General features: G+C 65.1%; 13 protein-coding genes. 9 read left to right on the top strand and 4 right to left on the bottom strand.

All coding sequences use genetic code 11. From position 1 onward, the window contains the following. Positions 1 to 89: 89 nt before the first annotated feature. The 4 genes from BMX37_RS16075 to BMX37_RS16060 form a co-directional block, all read right to left on the bottom strand. The gene (locus BMX37_RS16075) at positions 90 to 1,283 is read right to left on the bottom strand and encodes an IS91 family transposase (RefSeq protein WP_093666800.1); all 1,194 of its coding nucleotides are present in this window, start codon (positions 1,281 to 1,283) and stop codon (positions 90 to 92) included. Between the two features lie 6 nt (positions 1,284 to 1,289). After that, the gene (locus BMX37_RS16070) at positions 1,290 to 2,195 is read right to left on the bottom strand and encodes a tyrosine-type recombinase/integrase (RefSeq protein WP_093666799.1); all 906 of its coding nucleotides are present in this window, start codon (positions 2,193 to 2,195) and stop codon (positions 1,290 to 1,292) included. Positions 2,196 to 2,733: 538 nt separating this feature from the next. Next, complete coding sequence (locus BMX37_RS16065) at positions 2,734 to 3,855, bottom strand: LacI family DNA-binding transcriptional regulator (protein ID WP_280139268.1); 1,122 nt, start codon at positions 3,853 to 3,855, stop codon at positions 2,734 to 2,736. Positions 3,856 to 4,098: 243 nt separating this feature from the next. Next, entirely contained in the window at positions 4,099 to 6,237 is a 2,139-nt protein-coding gene (locus BMX37_RS16060) for a beta-glucosidase family protein (RefSeq protein WP_093666798.1), read from the bottom strand. A 196-nt stretch (positions 6,238 to 6,433) separates the two neighbouring features. Between BMX37_RS16060 and BMX37_RS16055 the strand changes: the two genes are divergently transcribed. The 9 genes from BMX37_RS16055 to BMX37_RS16015 form a co-directional block, all read left to right on the top strand. Next, positions 6,434 to 7,429 (top strand): LacI family DNA-binding transcriptional regulator, encoded by a 996-nt coding sequence (locus BMX37_RS16055; protein ID WP_170842034.1) that lies wholly within the window; start codon positions 6,434 to 6,436, stop codon positions 7,427 to 7,429. A 205-nt stretch (positions 7,430 to 7,634) separates the two neighbouring features. After that, positions 7,635 to 10,154 carry a TonB-dependent receptor gene (locus BMX37_RS16050; RefSeq protein WP_093666796.1) on the top strand — a complete coding sequence of 840 codons (2,520 nt, stop codon included), beginning with the start codon at positions 7,635 to 7,637 and terminating at the stop codon, positions 10,152 to 10,154. An 83-nt stretch (positions 10,155 to 10,237) separates the two neighbouring features. Beyond that, positions 10,238 to 10,618 carry a nucleoside hydrolase-like domain-containing protein gene (locus BMX37_RS16045; protein WP_212611470.1) on the top strand — a complete coding sequence of 127 codons (381 nt, stop codon included), beginning with the start codon at positions 10,238 to 10,240 and terminating at the stop codon, positions 10,616 to 10,618. A 5-nt stretch (positions 10,619 to 10,623) separates the two neighbouring features. Continuing rightward, positions 10,624 to 11,991: a spinster family MFS transporter gene (locus BMX37_RS16040; protein ID WP_244501641.1), complete on the top strand. Its 1,368-nt coding sequence runs from the start codon at positions 10,624 to 10,626 to the stop codon at positions 11,989 to 11,991. A gap of 30 nt (positions 11,992 to 12,021) precedes the next feature. Continuing rightward, positions 12,022 to 12,819, top strand: a complete 798-nt coding sequence (locus tag BMX37_RS16035) for an IclR family transcriptional regulator (protein ID WP_093666794.1) — start codon at positions 12,022 to 12,024, stop codon at positions 12,817 to 12,819. Between the two features lie 82 nt (positions 12,820 to 12,901). Continuing rightward, positions 12,902 to 13,945 carry a gentisate 1,2-dioxygenase gene (gene gtdA / locus BMX37_RS16030; protein WP_093666793.1) on the top strand — a complete coding sequence of 348 codons (1,044 nt, stop codon included), beginning with the start codon at positions 12,902 to 12,904 and terminating at the stop codon, positions 13,943 to 13,945. Then, positions 13,942 to 14,643 (top strand): fumarylacetoacetate hydrolase family protein, encoded by a 702-nt coding sequence (locus BMX37_RS16025; RefSeq protein WP_244501640.1) that lies wholly within the window; start codon positions 13,942 to 13,944, stop codon positions 14,641 to 14,643. The genes gtdA and BMX37_RS16025 overlap by 4 nt, the downstream gene beginning before the upstream one ends. Next, positions 14,636 to 15,271 (top strand): maleylacetoacetate isomerase, encoded by a 636-nt coding sequence (gene maiA, locus BMX37_RS16020; RefSeq protein WP_093666869.1) that lies wholly within the window; start codon positions 14,636 to 14,638, stop codon positions 15,269 to 15,271. Before BMX37_RS16025 ends, maiA begins: the two co-directional genes overlap by 8 nt. Positions 15,272 to 15,532: 261 nt before the next feature. Beyond that, positions 15,533 to 15,953, top strand: a 421-nt coding sequence (locus BMX37_RS16015) for an IS6 family transposase (protein WP_139198125.1), incomplete at its 3' end; no start/stop codon positions are given.

Here is a 15,953-nt window from a genome sequence, read left to right as displayed (position 1 = left end):
TGGCGCGGTTGGTGGCGTCGTCAGCATGAGCGGTATCGTCGCCGGAAGCGCAGGACCTGCGTGGCGAGGTGGCGGCGAGCCATGCCGGGTCATGGCGCGGCGGTCCCGGTCGTGGCGACAGCGCATGGCGGCGCACGGGGCCGGCACCAGCGTGCGAACGTCTCGATGACCACCATGCGCCCGCCGCAGCACGGGCATGGTGGGCAGATGTCGTCGGGTTCAGCCGGTGTGTTGGTGACGACGGGCGGTGCGACCCCGAGCAGTTGGCGGGCGCGTTCGAGGTGCGCTTTGCGGGTGGCGCCGGCGAGCAGGCCGTAGTGTCGGATGCGGTGAAAGCCCTTCGGCAGGACGTGGAGCAGGAAGCGGCGGATGAACTCGTCGGCGGTGAGCATCAGGACCTGCTGCCGGTCGGCGGTGCCGCGGCGGTAGTCCTTCCACCAGAACGTCACCCCGGCCTCGTCGAAGCGAAGGAGGCGGCTGTTCGAGATGGCGACGCGGTGGGTGTAGCGGGACAGATAAGCCAGCACCGTCTCGGGTCCGGCGAACGGCGGCTTGGCGTAGACGACCCAGCGCTTCTTCCGCACCGGTGACAGGTAACGCAGGAACGCGCGCCGGTCGGCGAGGTGCGCCATGCTGCCATAGAAGGCGAGCCGCCCAGCCTCGTGCAGCGCCATGAGGCCGGTGAGGAACAGGCGTCGGAACAGCTTGCCCAGCACGCGCACCGGCAGCAGGAACGCTCGCCGCGACGCGATCCAGCGGCTCCCGTTTGGCGACAGCCCGCCGCCCGGCACGATCATGTGGATGTGCGGGTGGTGGGTCATCGCCGACCCCCATGTGTGCAGCACGGCGGTGATGCCGATGCGGGCGCCCAGATGCTTCGGGTCGGCGGCGATGGTCGTCATCGTCTCGGACGCCACCTGAAACAGAAGGCCATAAACTGCGGCCTTGTTCTGGAAAGCGATGTCGGCGACCTCGACCGGCAGCGTGAAGACGACGTGGAAATAGCCCACCGGCAGCAGGTCCGCCTCGCGCTCGGCGAGCCAGGCACGCGCCGCCGCGCCCTGGCACCGCAGACAGTGCCGGTTGCGGCAGGAGTTATAGGCGACCCGCCAGTGGCCACAGTCGGTGCATGCCTCTACGTGACCGCCCATGACGGCGGTTCGGCAGGTCTCGATGGCCGACATGACCTTGAGTTGGTCGAGGCTCAGGTGCCCGGCATGGCTGGCCCGGTACGCAGGGCCCGCGGCGCGGAAGATGTCGGCGACCTCGATGGACGTGCGCACGCGGCGTCAGCCGGCGGGCGTCTTCCCCTCCATCAGCGCCATCAGCTGGTCGAGCGGACCCGTGACCGCCCGGATCGTGCGGGTGGCGACCTTGGTGTAGAGTGCGGTGGTCTCGAGTTTGCTGTGCCCGAGCAGCACCTGGATGACGCGGATGTCGACGTCCTGCTCGAGCAGGTGGGTTGCAAAGCTGTGCCGTAGCGTGTGGGGCCTGACGCGCTTGCGGATGCCAGCCGCCTCGGCAGCTTCATGGACGGCGCGGTGCAACTGCCGGGTCGAGACCGGATCGGTGTAGCTACGTCCCGGGAACAGCCAGCCGTGCGGCAACAGGACACAGCGCCGCTTGCCTTCCCGCCACCACAGCCGCAGCAGCTCGAGCAGCTGCGGCGAGAGCATGGCGTTGCGGTCCTTGCGTCTCTTGCCCTCCTCGATGCGGATCAGCATCCGCTTGCTGTCGATGTCGTCGGCCTTGAGGTGCGCCACCTCCGACACGCGCAGGCCCGCGCCGTATGCGACACCGAGCGTCGCCCGGTACTTGATGCCCGGCGGCGCCTCGAGCAGCCGCGCCACCTCGTCGACGCTCAGCACGTCGGGCAGCTTCCTGGGAGGCGGCGCCAGCACTAGGCGGCGCGACAGGTCCGGCCGCTCGAGCGTCACCGTGAACAGGAAGCGCAGCGCCGACACTGCGGAGCCGATGACGGCCTCACCCGCGCCCTGTTCGCGCTGGTGGACCTGGAAGCGCCGCACGTCCTCGGCGGTCGCAGTGTCCGGCGAACGGCCCAGAAAGGCCGCGAACGCGCGGACGTGGCGGACATAGTCGTGCTGTGTCCGAGCCCGCATCGAGCGCATCGCCATGTCGTCGAGCATCCGCTGGCGCAGCGGGGTGACGGGCCGGTCGGTGGGAAGAGATGCCATCGGGGAGTTCCTCTTGCTGAAGGAACTCCATCGTCCGTCGCCGCTCCGGCCGGGCCAAACCGCAGCGCAGGTGTGCTACCTCACCGCTGGACACCCCTGCCGCGCAGCGGCTTCGTGCTTTGGGTCGTGAGCGCCTCGCAGAAACTGCTAATTGCGGGAACGCCATCCATCCCCACGGCCCGATTTTTCCACTGGACCTCGCGCGCCTGCCGCGTCGATGGGTATCAGATCGGCGAGGCTATGCGTGTGCCCGGCAGGATCCCTAACGGGCGCCGACTGGCCGCTGATAACCGGCAACGTCGCCGAGCTGGCTGTTCACGCTGCCGCCGCGGCCGGGTACGTCAGCGGTTCGCGTTGACCGACGGCACCTCAGCATTTGCTGATGGTCGGTACCGTCGGTGAGCGCGAGAACCTTCGCCGTCCACTTGGCGCGCTCTTGGCTGGTCGTTTGGCAAGTGCGGCGAGATCGCTGCCCAAACCCTTCCGACAACCAGAACGGCTCCATTCCCGCACTCTCTTCATCCCAATCGCCGGTGGATCAGGGAAGCTGACCTACCTCGACCAGATGATTGGGTTTGAGTCCGAGTGCGACTGCCTTGGCGGATCTCATGCCCCCTGCGAAATTGAGCTCTAATGCCATGGGTATTGCACGAGGCCTTTGACGGGGTGCAGCGTCGGATTGGCGGCGTACCAGGATGTAATCGAGGACCCGGTCGGTCGCGACACTCTCGTCCCCGGACTGGCGGCGCACGATCCCGACCAGCAGTTCCACCGCCGCGCGCGCCATGTCGGCGATGGGTTGATGGATCGTGGTCAGCTCCGGCCAGATCGCCGTCGACAGCGCGGTGTCGTCGAAGCCGCAGACGGTCAGGTCGCCCGGCACGTCCAGCCCGCGACGATGCGCCACCGCGACCGTCGCCGCCGCCATGTCGTCGTTGGAGGAAAAGATCGCGGTCGGCGGCTCGTCCAGTTCCAGCAGCAGTTCCGCGGCGTCCAGCCCCGATCGATAGGTGAACAGGCCATCCACGATCAGCGCCGGATCGACCGGGATACCCGCCTCCTCCAGCGCCTCACGATAGCCTTGCGCCCGCTGCGCGCTGGCCGACAAGGTGGGATCGCCCGCTATGAAGCCGATGCGGCGATGGCCTAGGGACATGATGTGGCGGGTCATCACGGCCGCCGCCTCCCGGTCGTTGACGCGGATGGACAGCACGTCGCTGGGCGGCAGGCTGGTCGCCACCGACACGGCGGGAACGCGCGCCTCCGCGAACAGCGCGAGCAGCGCGGGGGCCTCGCACAAGGGCGGTGGCAGGATGACGCCGTCGATGCGCCCGTCGATCAGGTGGCGCGCGACCTCCGCCTCATGATCGCCGACCTCGCATTTTTCGACCACGATCTGCACATTGTCCCGGCCGGCCTGGTCCAGGCTGCCGATCAGGAGCTCGCTCAGGAACCCGGCGCTGGGATTGCTGTGCAGCAGTCCGATGCGGACCTGCCCCGCACCCGCCAGGCTGCGCGCCGCCAGGTTGGGCGCATAGTTCAACGCGGCGATCGCAGCGTTGACCGCCTCGCGCTTTGCCTCGCGCACGTGCTTTCCATTGTTAACGACGCGCGACACAGTCATCACGGACACGCCAGCAAGCTTGGCAACATCGCTGATGGTCGGCGCCGAACGGCGCGGTGGGCGCGACGGCGCAGACTTGACCGAGACCGTTTCGATCAAAGGAACTCTCGTGACGTTGTAAGCGCAGTCATGGATGGGGTGGGCGACGGCGCAAGGGACCTGTCAAACCAACGTGGCGGGCGGGGCAGGGTGCTGATAGCGTGCGATGATGAGCCGTCCATCACGGGCACTGCCGCCAAGTCCATGCTTGCCGCTGTGAGCTGCATCATGTCATCGACGTCATACTTCCAAACTCGTATAGACAAGTTCGTTACTACTGCCACCCACGCCGAACCGATAGGTGCCACGCTCAAGACGCCATCGATGCGCGATGTCATCGCGCCAGCGCAGTGAATCAAGCGGCACCGAGAATTGAACTTGCGCCGACTGACTAGGCCGCAGGTGAACCCTGTCGAACGCCCGCAGCAACTTGATCGGTCGTTCGGCATCGACGCCCGGCGCGCAGACATAACACTGGACCACGGCGTCTGCGGGCCATTTGCCGTCGTTACGGACGCTTACCTCGACCTCGATGGCATCAGTGCCGCGACGGGCGGTCAGGCCATGATACGAGAAGCGGGTGTAAGACAGGCCGTCGCCAAAAGCGTAGCGCGGCGTCAGCCGCTCCCGGTCAAACTTGGAATAACCGTGCCAATAGCCGTAATCTATAGTGTCGGCGTCGCGATCGAAAAACGGGTAATCGTCCGTGTCGCGAGCAACCGTAAAGGGGAGCTTGCCGGACGGGCTGACCTCTCCGAACAGCAACCGGGCAAGGGCCGTGCCGCCTTCCATGCCGGCATAAAAGCTCATGAGAATGGCACCCACGCCTTCGCGCCAGCGTTCCACCATCACGGCCGAGCCGGCCACGATAACCACGATGACGGGTTTGCCGCTGGCCTTGGCGGCATGGATCAGGTCAATCTGCACCGGCGGCAGGTCGAGCGAGACGCGATCACCGCCGATGGGAACGTCGGAAATACTGGGACGAGGCGCTGGGTCGCCCGGTTTCCGATCGGCGCCCAGCGCGATGTCACCGATGATGTACTCGCCCTCCTCCTTGGCGGTGTAACCCACGACCACGAGTACCGCGTCCGCCGACCGCGCCGTGGCGGCTGCGGCCTCGATATCGTCCTCGTCGCCATGCACGACCGCATCGATGCCGAGAAAATCGCGCAAACCCGCAAGCGGCGTCACCACATAAGGTGGCCGCACCCGGCTGGACCCGTTGTCGCCGGTGTTCTCGATGGCGGCCAGCCTGCCGAGTACCGCCAGCCGTCGGATGTTCGTGCGCGACAGAGGCAGGGTGCCATCATTCTCCAGCAGCACGGCGCACTTCTCCGCCGCCTCCAGCGCCAGCGCCCGGTGCTCCTCGTTCGCGATCAGGTCGGAAGGATAGCCGGGAAGAGGGTCCGGCCGCGCTGCGAAGCGGAACTGCGTGGCAAGAATGCGGCGGCAGGCACGATCAACCACGGATTCTTCGATCGCGCCGGACCGGACCGCCTCCACGAGCTTCTCACCGAAGATCTGCGGTTCGGGATTCTCGATGTCGAGCCCCGCAGCAGCGCCATCGACTTTATAGACGCCGCGCACCCAGTCAGAATGCACAAAGCCGTCAAAGCCCCATTCTTCGCGCAGAATCTGGGTCAGCAGGAACGGGTTCTGGCCGCAATATTCGCCATTCACCTTGTTATAGGCGGTCATGACGCTGGCGATCCCCGCATCGAGGCAGTGCTTGAAGTGCGGCAGATAGACTTCGTGCAGCGAGCGCTCGTCTGCGCGCACGTCAACCTTGAACCGGGCATTTTCCATTGAGTTGAGCGCGAAATGCTTCACCGTGGCGATGACGTTGTGGGCCTGGATGCCCGTACCCATGGCGGCGCCCATCACACCCAAGTGCCATGGATCCTCGCCGTAGGTTTCCTGCGCACGCCCCCAAGCGGGGTGACGCAGCAGGTTGATGCATACCGCGCCGGAAAAGGAGCAGCCCTGCGCCCGTGCTTCCTTGCCCATCGCCTGTCCGATTCGATGTTCGAGATCGGCATCGAATGTCGCGCCACGTGCCATGGTGCAGGGGAAGCAGGTGGAGCCGACCCGCGTCACGCCACGCGGACCGTCGGTGAACAGCAGCGGCGGGATGCCGAGCCGGTCGATGCCGCCCCCCGCGCGGTATGGCCGTGCGCCCCAGACCCGATCATCCTCCCCCAACGCCGCGAAGAAGCCGTGGCCTGACATCATGCCGACCTTCTCCTCAAGCGTTGCGTGGGCGAGGACCCTGTCGACCGCGTCGCCGTTCTTATCGGGGTCACTGCCGCGTGTCGGCATGAAGTCTACCGCGTCCGCATCTGCTGCGATGCTCGCCGGTTCGTTCTTGCCTGCCATCTACCTCTCCGATCCTCTCGCCGCCTCGCCCGCGTCACGGCTTACAACATGCAAGCATATAGCGCTAAACCTAATTAGCTTGCGTGTTAAGAGCAAACCTCTCCCGTCTGGATCGTGACGAGTCCGTCTGGCAGAAGAGGCGGGGCGGTGGAGCAAAGCGGTAATGGCAAGAACAAGACGCCGGTCGGGTGGGGGTGTGACGATCCAGGCCGTCGCCGACCACGTGGGCGTGTCCGCCATGACCGTTTCCAACGTCATCAACGGCGTTCGCAAGGTAGGAGACGAGACCCGCGACGCCGTGCTACGGGCGGTGGAGGAATTGGAGTACAAGCCGAACGCGGCGGCCCGGGCTCTGGCATCGGCGGGCGTGACCTGTATCGGGCTGGTGTACCAGAATGCGCAGAACGCCTTTCTGAGCGCGATGTTGGTGGGAACGCTCAACGCCGCGTCCCGCCTCGGGGCGCAGGTAGTGATCCGCAAATGCGACCGGCCCGACATGGAAGAAGCGAGGGCTGCAATCCAAGGCTTGGTCCGTAGCGGCGCCAACGCGATCCTTTTGTCGCCCGCTTATGCCGAACTGCTCAGCGGTTCGGCGCTCGTCGCGGCGCTGCGCATCCCGATCGCCGTGATCGCGCAGGGCATGCGCTCGCCCGACATGATTACCGTCGGGATCGACGAAACTGCGGCGGCGAGGGCGGTGATGCAAATGCTGATTGAGAAGGGGCATCAGCGCATAGGCTTCGTGACCGGACCGCTCGATCAGTTTTCGGGGGTGGGACGGCTTGCCGGCTATCGACAGGCGCTGGACCAACACGGCCTTCAGATCGAGGAGGAACTGATTCGTCCCGGCGATTTCACGTTCGAGGCGGGATTGCGCGGGGGCGAGGCGTTGTTGGCGCTTCCCCGCCCGCCGACCGCCATTTTCGCCAGTAATGACGATATGGCCGCGGGCGTCAGCTCGATAGCGCATCGCCGCGGACTGGCGGTGCCGCATGACGTGGCGATCGTGGGGTTCGACGACGCGCCGATCGCCGTTAAGATCTGGCCGCCGCTCACAACGGTGCGGCATCGCGTCGACCTGATGGCGGAATGGGCAACCGAGGTGCTGGTGATGCGCCACCGAACGGGCGAGAACACGGGCGATCAAGCGCGGCGCGTAGGTTTCGAGTTGATCGTGAGGGAATCAGCCTGAGCTTCAGGCGCGAGTTCGGCCTGGAATGAGTGTGCCATTGGGCAATGAATTACGCGATTGACAACGCACACCAAAGGAGCAACAACCCTTGCCGGTTTAGCGCTAAGCCAAAATGGCAGTGACTAGATCGGGAGAGGTGTGATCGGACGGTCAAACTCCTCCCAAAGATTTCTGCCAATGGCGGTAATGACATGTGGAGGATGGCATGAGGGTTCGGTTCAGTCGTACTTTCAGGAACTCGGCGGGAGCGACGGCGCTTGCCGCCGCGCTGATCGCAGGGGCGGGCACGGCTGAGGCACAGGCAGGTCCGGGGCAGGTGGCACAGCCTGGGCCAGGCGGCGCCGCGTCGGCGACTGGGGCGGGCACCGTTCCCAACGAAGCGGCCAACACCCCGGCCGAAAGCGCCATTGCCAGCAACGACAATGCTACCCGCCAGGCTGACGCAACCATTCCCGGCGACATCGTGGTGACGGCGCAGAAGCGGACCGAGCGTCTGGTTCAGGTGCCACTCGCGGTGACCGCTATTACAGGTGATGCACTGGCCACGCAGCAGATCAACGAGACGAACAGCCTGACGCGCGCGATCCCCTCGCTATCGTACCAGGCCGGCAACAACCCCGGCAACAACAGCTTCCGTATCCGGGGTGTCGGCACACAGTTGTTCAGCCTAGGCGTCGAGGCGGCGGTGGCGGTAGTCACCGACGGGGTGGTGGCGCCGCGCCAAGCGCAGGGCTTCGCCGACCTGGCGGATCTTGAACGGGTGGAGGTCTTGCGCGGTCCGCAAGGAACCCTGTTCGGCAAAAACGCAACCGCCGGTGTCATCAACATCGTGACGGCTCGGCCGGCACGCGAATTCGGCGGCCGGGTGGACGGCACGATCGCGGAGGACGGCGAATACCGCGTCAAGGGCACGGTTACCGGTCCCCTGACTGACACGCTGCGCGCCCGGCTGAGCAGTTTCTACAATCACGTCGGCGGCTTCATAGAGAATGCCGCCACAGGCAATGACACAAACGGCCAGAAGAGTTGGGGCGTTCGCGGCAAGCTGGAATGGGACGCCACGCCCAACCTCAACCTGCTGCTGACCGGGGATCATAACGAGACCCGCGCCGATTGCTGCTCGCGCGTTCCGGTGCGCATCGTCACGCCCGCCGTACAGGCGCTGCTCGGGTCGATCACCGCGTCGCCTGGGAACCGCATGGTGTCGAACGACGACGCCAGCTTCTTCGACACCAACACGACCGTTGCTTCGTTGCAGGCGAATTGGGACCTAGGGCCCGCGACGGTGACATCGATCAGCGCGTTTCAGCGCTTCACCGAATCCGACCAGTTCGAGCCGGATCAGATCGCTTCCGATCCCGTCCGCTATGTAGGTGCGTTTCCTTATTCGCAGTGGAACCAGAACGCGTCGCAATTCCAGTACAACAATTATTCACAGGAACTGCGGCTAGGTTCGAACGGCACGCGCGACCTGACCTATGTCGTGGGCGTGTTCTACAACCGACTGGACCTTGCCAGGCAATATAATCGCCGGCGCCAGCGCTGTGCCGCCGGAACGCTGGGCCAGCCCTGCACCGTCACCAGCGCGGACTCGTCCGGCTTCAACGGGACCTTCCGCAGCGACAATCTCGCCGGGTTCGGCCAGGTCGACTGGCGGGTTGCGGGCGGGCTGCACGCAATCGGTGGGCTGCGTTACCAGTATGAGAAGCAGACGGTCACCGGCACCGTTTTCGGGCCGCTGGTCACGGGCGACGCGCTGTTCCCGGGTACGGTTATCAACTCGGGCACGCGGTCGCGCGACGATCGGGCGCTGACCGGTCGCGCCGGCCTGCGCTACGAGGTAAACCGGAACCTGCAATTCTACGGAACCTACACACGCGGCTACAAGGCGTTCGCGCTCGATCTAGACGTGAGCACCAATTTTGCCACTCAGACGGGTATCGCGCCGGAACATGTCAACGCCTATGAACTGGGTGCCAAATGGCTCGCTCCCGGCGGCATGTTCGATATCAATGCGGCGCTGTTCCGGTCGGACTTCACCAATCTTCAGGTGCAGGCGCTAGTCACCGACGTTGCGGCGGGCACGTTCCAGACGGTGCTGGCCAATGCGGGCAAGTCGCGGTCGCAGGGGTTCGAGATTGAAGCGACCATGCGCCCGTCGAGCAACTTCACGGTTGCGGCGAACTTCACGCTGCTGGATGCGACGATCGACGTACCCGGCCAGAGCTGTCCCATACAGGTGCAGTCGAGCGCGACAGTGTACACGTCCAACTTCCCGACCAACAGCTGCTACATCCGCCGCCAGACGGTAAACGGCGTCACGACGAGTTCCAATCCGATCATCGATGTAGTCGGCGGCAATTTGCCCGCGACGCCGCGTTACCGAGTCGGCCTGACCCCGCGGTACGAGCATGACATTGGCGGCTGGTCTGCATTCGTGCAGGTCGGTATAAACTATCAAAGCGAGGTCAATTTCGCGCTGAACCAGGACCCGCTGCTGGTGCAGAAGGGCTATGCGCTGGTCGACGGCAGCATCGGGTTCCACGATGCCGACAATCGCTACAACCTCACCTTCTTCGTCAGGAACCTGTTCGACGAGCATTACTTCACCCAGCTGAACCACGGCACCATCCTGGCCACCACGGCTAATCCGAACGACCTGTGGGCGAATGTCAGCAAGGATGCCGACCGTTATGTGGGTGCGACCTTCGGCGTGCGGTTCTGACGGGCATGACGTGTGACCGGTGCCACTACGGACGGTCCCCAACGTCGGGGCGTGGTGGCACCGGGTTGCTTGGGCGTGGAGTTGTGGCGCTTGCGACGCTGCTGCTGGTCATGACCGCGGCCTCGGCTCAGGCGACCGACCGTCCGTCGCATGCACGTGCGATCATCCTGACCGACATCGGCAACGAGCCGGAAGATTCGGAGTCGCTTGTTCGCCTGCTGCCGTATGCCAGCGATATCGATATAGAGGGCTTGGTCGCGACCACCTCCGTCTGGCAGCGGGACCGCGTTCAGCCCGCGCTGATCCAAGAACGGCTGGACGCATATGCCAAGGCGCGCGCGAATCTGCTGCGCCATGACAGCGGCTATCCTTCGGCGGACGCTTTGTGCGCATTGGGTGGCACGCCCGCCATGACCCGTTATCGCCGGGTAATCGTGGATACACGACCCTCCGGCCGGAGATGACCGACGTGACGAGAAACCTCGACGCCCCCCCGCCGGACGACCTTCCCTGGCCCAGCGCGGCGCGTGCTTGGTACGTGGCCGTGGTGCTGATGTTCGCCAACACGCTGGCCTTCGTCGATCGGCAAGCGCTGGCACTGCTGGTGCAACCCATCAAGCAGGACCTGCACATATCGGACACCGCGATCAGCTTGTTGTACGGGTTGAGCTTCACATTGTTCTACGTCGCGGTCGGTTTGCCGGTCGCTCGCATCGCCGACCGGTCCAGTCGTCGCAACATCATCGCCGGGGCTATCCTGATATGGAGCGTCGCCACCAGCCTGTGCGGCCTTGCCCGGACCTTCACGACCCTGTTCGCCGCGCGGGTTGGAGTCGGGGCGGGGGAGGGCGGGCTGACGCCGGCGGCCTATTCGCTGCTGTCGGACTATTTCCCCAAACATCGTCTGCCCGCGGCGATGGGCGTGTACCAGATCGGCATTTATCTGGGCGGCGCGTCGGCTCTGGTGATCGGGGGCATCATCTCCTCCGTGGTGCCGCCGTCCGCGACCGTGGCGCTGCCGCTAGTCGGTGCGCTGAGGGGATGGCAGTTGATCTTCCTGCTGCTCGGTCTACCCGGGATCCTGCTCGCCGCGATCGCCATGACAATCCGCGAACCGGCCCGTCGCGGCGCCCAGGGTCAGCCGGCGGCGGTGCCCTTCGGCGAGTTTGCCGCGCATTTGCGGGGTCGCTGGCGCGCTTATGCCGGGATCGCGATCGGCTTTGCCTTGATGATATTCGTCGGAAACGGCACCAGCGTGTGGATTCCCGCCTTTCTGCAACGCAGCTTTGGCTGGAGCATCGCAGATGTCGGCCGTTACTACGGTCCGGTGGTGCTCGTGTGTGGCACTGCCGGTGCACTGGGTGGCGGATGGTTTGCGTCTTGGATGCGCGCGCGTGGCCGCGCTGATGCCAATCTGCGGGCCGCCTTCGTCGGTTTCGTTGCGCTGATGCCGATCACCGTGGCGTTCCCGCTGATGTCCAGTGCGTCGCTGGTGCTGGCGCTGATCGGCGCGATGAACTTCTTTGCGGGCTTCAACTTCGGCGGCGGCCTTGCTGCGCTTCAGGAGCTTACGCCCAACCGGATGCGCGCGCTGGTTTCGGCGATGTACATGCTGACGATCAATCTCATTGGCGCGGCGTTGGGGCCGACCGCCATCGCCCTGTGCACCGATTACGTGTTCGGCGATCCGTCCCGTCTGGCACAGGCGATCGCGTTGGTGTCCGCCATCGCCTCGCCACTGGCCGTCGCGGCGCTGTGGCTGGGCGTGCGGGATTATCGGATGCATGATCCATCCTTCTCCCCTGCGGTCAGCGGGGCGGCATCGGGGCGACCGTGACGCTGTTCCAACCCGCGCTATAAGCCGGTCATGAGCATGCAGGACCATCTAGAAGAACCCGCGTCGCGGCGTCGCGGTATCCAGTCGGTCGAGATCGGCTTTCGCGTGATAGAGGCGCTCGCCTCGCTGGGCGAGGCGGTGCCGCTCAGCGCGGTGGCCCAGGAGAGCGGCCTGTCGCCGCCGCAGGCGCATCGCTATCTTGCCAGCCTAGTAGCCAGCGGCATGGCCCAACAGGACAACAAGACGGGCAGGTACGACCTGGGACCGGCATCGTTGCGGCTCGGTCTGAGCGCGCTGGCGCGGATCGATGCCTTCAACATCGCCGACGTGGCGATCGCGGCCTATGTGGCTCGCACCGGACGCACGGTCCAGATCGCGGCGCTCGGCCCGCTCGGCCCAACCGTGGTGCGCTGGCACATGGGACGGCCGGCGGTAATGACCTCGTTCAATGTCGGCGCGGTGCTGCCCCTCCTGCACTCGGCGACGGGGCATATATTCCTGAGCTTCCTTCCAGAGCAGGAAATCGATGGCCTTTTGCAGCGCGAAGGGGGCGGTGAGACGGTCGACGTCGCGCAGGTGCAGACGATCCGCAAACGGGTTCGTGCGGCGGGTCGTGCAGACGTGGAGGGCACGTTGATCCCCGGCCTGCGCGCCACCGCCTGTCCGATTTTCGACCTTCAGGGGCGCCCCATCCTCAGCGCAACGGCGCTTGCGGCAGGCACGTCCGCCAGGGCGGGGGACAAGGCGCGCGACAAGGATGCGATGGCAGATCTGGTCGAAACGTGCCGTGATGTCAGCGCGCGTCTGGGGTGGCGGCATCGGGTTTAAACCATTTGACATCATGCAAAGGATTACGACATGTCAAAGTGGAGAAAGCTGCTGCCCCGCGGCCCAAGGAGGATTCGGATCGATGCTGGCCAACGATCAACGCTCGCAGCTGGAGGCACTGTACGCCGAAATGGCGCCTGCCCACCTGGCGCCCTTATGGGAATCTCTCGCCCAACTCGTCCGCCCCCAGCCGAAATCACCGGCGCAGGTTCATCGCTGGTCCTATGACGAGGCGCGCGATTACCTGATGCGGGCCGGCGACCTCATCAGCGCTGAACAGGCCGAACGCCGCGTGCTGATCTTGGAGAACCCCGGCCTCGCAGGACAGTCGGCCGTGGTGCCCAGCCTGTATGCCGGACTGCAACTGATTCTGCCCGGCGAGATCGCGCCGGCGCACCGCCATGCGCAATGCGCGCTCCGCTTCGTGATGGAAGGGGACGGCGCATTCACGGCGGTTGACGGCGAAAAGGCGGTGATGCGGCCGTTCGACCTAGTGCTGACGCCGGGTTGGCAGTGGCACGATCATGGCAATCCCACCGACAGGCCGATGATCTGGTTGGACGGGCTGGATATTCCCACCGTGCGCCACTTCGACGCCAGCTTCGCCGAACATCACAGCGAGAAGCAATATAACGAAACGGTCGCGCCGGGCGACACGCTGGCCCGCTACGGCCACAACATGCGCCCGGTGCGCGGCTCGGCCGCCGACCGGCGCCCTGCTCACCAACCCTTGTTTCATTACCCGCATGCGCAGTGGCGGCCGGCGCTGGAGTCGATGGCGCGTACGGCGGAGATCGATCCCCATCTCGGCCATGCACTGGAGTTCCTGAACCCGGCCGATGGCGGTCCGGTCATGCCGACCATTTCCGCGCATATCCGCTTGTTGCCCGCCGGCTTCGCCACCCGACCGCGCCGGTCTACCGACGGTACGGTTTTCGTGGTGGTCGAGGGACAGGGCACTGCGACGATTGAGGGGCAGCAGGTCGGGTTGAGCCCGAGAGACATTGTCGTGGTCCCCTCCTGGCACGAACTGGTGCTGGAGGCGGACAGCGAGCTTGTCCTGTTCGGCTACTCCGACAAGGCGGCGCAGGAAAAACTCCACCTGTACAAGGAACTGAACGCGTGACCACGAACCTGTTCGAGCCGGCGCCGCCCTTGATTGCGGCAACCAGCGATGGTCGCGGCTTTCCCGTGCGTCGCGTCTTCTGCATCGGCCGCAATTATGCGGCGCACGCGCGCGAGATGGGCAAGGATCCCGAGCGGGAAGCCCCGTTCTTCTTTACGAAATGGGCCGAAACCGTGGTGCCCGGTGGCACGACGATCGCTTATCCACCGGAAACCGCCAACTTCCACTATGAGGCGGAACTGGTCGTCGCGGTCGGCAAGGCGGGGCGCAACATCGCGGCCGGCGATGCGCTGGATCTCGTCTATGGCTATGCCACTGGACTCGACATGACCCGGCGTGACCTGCAGTTCGAGGCTCGCGACAAGGGGCGGCCGTGGGACACCGGCAAGAATGTCGAGCAATCCTCACCGCTGGGCCTGATCCATCCCGCGACCGAAGTGGGGCATCCCGGCAGCGGATCGATCCGCCTGACCGTCGATGGAGAGGTGAAGCAGGATGCAGATCTTGCCGACCTGATCTGGTCGGTTCCGGAGGTGATCGCCTATGTGTCACGCTTCTACCGGCTGGAGCCGGGAGATCTCATCTATACCGGCACCCCTGCCGGCGTCGGGGCGGTGCAGGAAGGTGACACGATCGTGGTAAGCATCGCTGGCCTCAGCAATTGCGTCATCACCGTTGGAGCGCCCGCGCGTGACTGAGCCGGTGCTGCACGGCTATTTCCGCTCCACCGCCAGCTACCGAGTGCGCATCGCGTTGAATCTGAAGGGCGTGGGCTACGCCGACGCCTTTCACCATCTGCGCAAGGGCGAGCAGCGGGCGCCCGGGTTCCTTGCGCTCAACCCGCAGGGTCTGTTGCCGACGCTGGAGATGGATGGCGCCGTGCTGACGCAAAGCCTCGCGATCTGCGAATATCTCGACGAAACTCATCCCGAACCGCCGTTGCTCCCCAACGATCCGCTACGCCGCGCAATGGTGCGTGCTTTCGCACAAGTGATCGCGTGCGATATCCATCCCGTGCAGAACCTCAAAGTGCTGGCGCGCCTGCGCGGACTGGGACTCGACGAGGAACGGGTAAGCCAGTGGGCCGCACAGGTCATCGACGAGGGGTTGGAAGCGTGTGACCGCCTTGTCCGCGATGAAGCGGGTCCCTTCTGTTTCGGTGCCGCGGTTACGCTGGCAGATGTGTGTCTGGTGCCTCAGCTCGTCAACGCACGCCGGTTCGGTGTCGAGCTGCGCTGGCCGCGCCTGGGCGAAATCGAGCGCGCCTGCCTCGATCTGCCAGCATTTTGCCGAGCTGCACCGGAGCAGCAGCTCGATCAGGACTGAATCCAGTCAAGGACAAGAATTGGGGCATGCAGTTGGTACATCGTCGAGCGTGCATCCCACACTGTCAAAATCTGAATGACTCATCCAGATGAACGGATTACCGGTTCCGGACAGCCAAGGCGGGCGCGTGGACGCCGAGAACTGGGTCTCGGCTGATGCCGGTTCTGAGCTGAGATCATGCAAGCGAGGCGCGGAGGAACGCCTGCGTAAGCCCTGTCAAACCAACGTGGCATGCGGGGCAGGTGCTGATAGCGTGCGGTGATGAGCCGTAAATCACGGGCGCTGCCGCCAAGTCCGTTTCCTCGCTTCAACTCCTCGCCCGAGGTGATCCGGCTGGTGGTCATGATGTATGTGCGCTTTCCGCTCAGCTTGAGGAACGTTGAGGACCTGCTGTTCGAGCGCGGCATCGACATCTGCCACGAGACGGTGCGCCACTGGTGGAACAGGTTCGGTCTGCGGTGCGCGGACGACATACGCCGTCAACGGGTGAGCCGGATACGGGGCTTTCGCCAATGGCGCTGGCACCTGGACGAGATGTACGTGAAACTGAACGGTGAAATGGTCTACCTGTGGCGAGCGGTGGATCACGAGGGCGAGATCCTTGAGAGCTTCGTCACCAGAACCCGCGACAAGGCAGCAGCGCTCGGCTTCATGAAGAAGGCGCTGAAGCGCCACGGCTCAC

Source organism: Sphingomonas gellani (assembly GCF_900110035.1).
Classification (GTDB): domain Bacteria; phylum Pseudomonadota; class Alphaproteobacteria; order Sphingomonadales; family Sphingomonadaceae; genus Sphingomonas; species Sphingomonas gellani.
Note: the sequence above shows the minus strand (reverse complement) of the source record. Positions and strands in the feature narration are given on the sequence as shown.

What these genes read in the sequence shown, in the direction of transcription:
- BMX37_RS16070 (WP_093666799.1), bottom strand. Translation starts at nt 2,195, where the DNA reads ATGGCATCTCTTCCCACCGACCGGCCCGTCACCCCGCTGCGCCAGCGG.
- BMX37_RS16060 (WP_093666798.1), bottom strand. Translation starts at nt 6,237, where the DNA reads ATGGCAGGCAAGAACGAACCGGCGAGCATCGCAGCAGATGCGGACGCG.
- BMX37_RS16050 (WP_093666796.1), top strand. Translation starts at nt 7,635, where the DNA reads ATGAGGGTTCGGTTCAGTCGTACTTTCAGGAACTCGGCGGGAGCGACG.
- BMX37_RS16035 (WP_093666794.1), top strand. Translation starts at nt 12,022, where the DNA reads ATGAGCATGCAGGACCATCTAGAAGAACCCGCGTCGCGGCGTCGCGGT.
- gtdA (WP_093666793.1), top strand. Translation starts at nt 12,902, where the DNA reads ATGCTGGCCAACGATCAACGCTCGCAGCTGGAGGCACTGTACGCCGAA.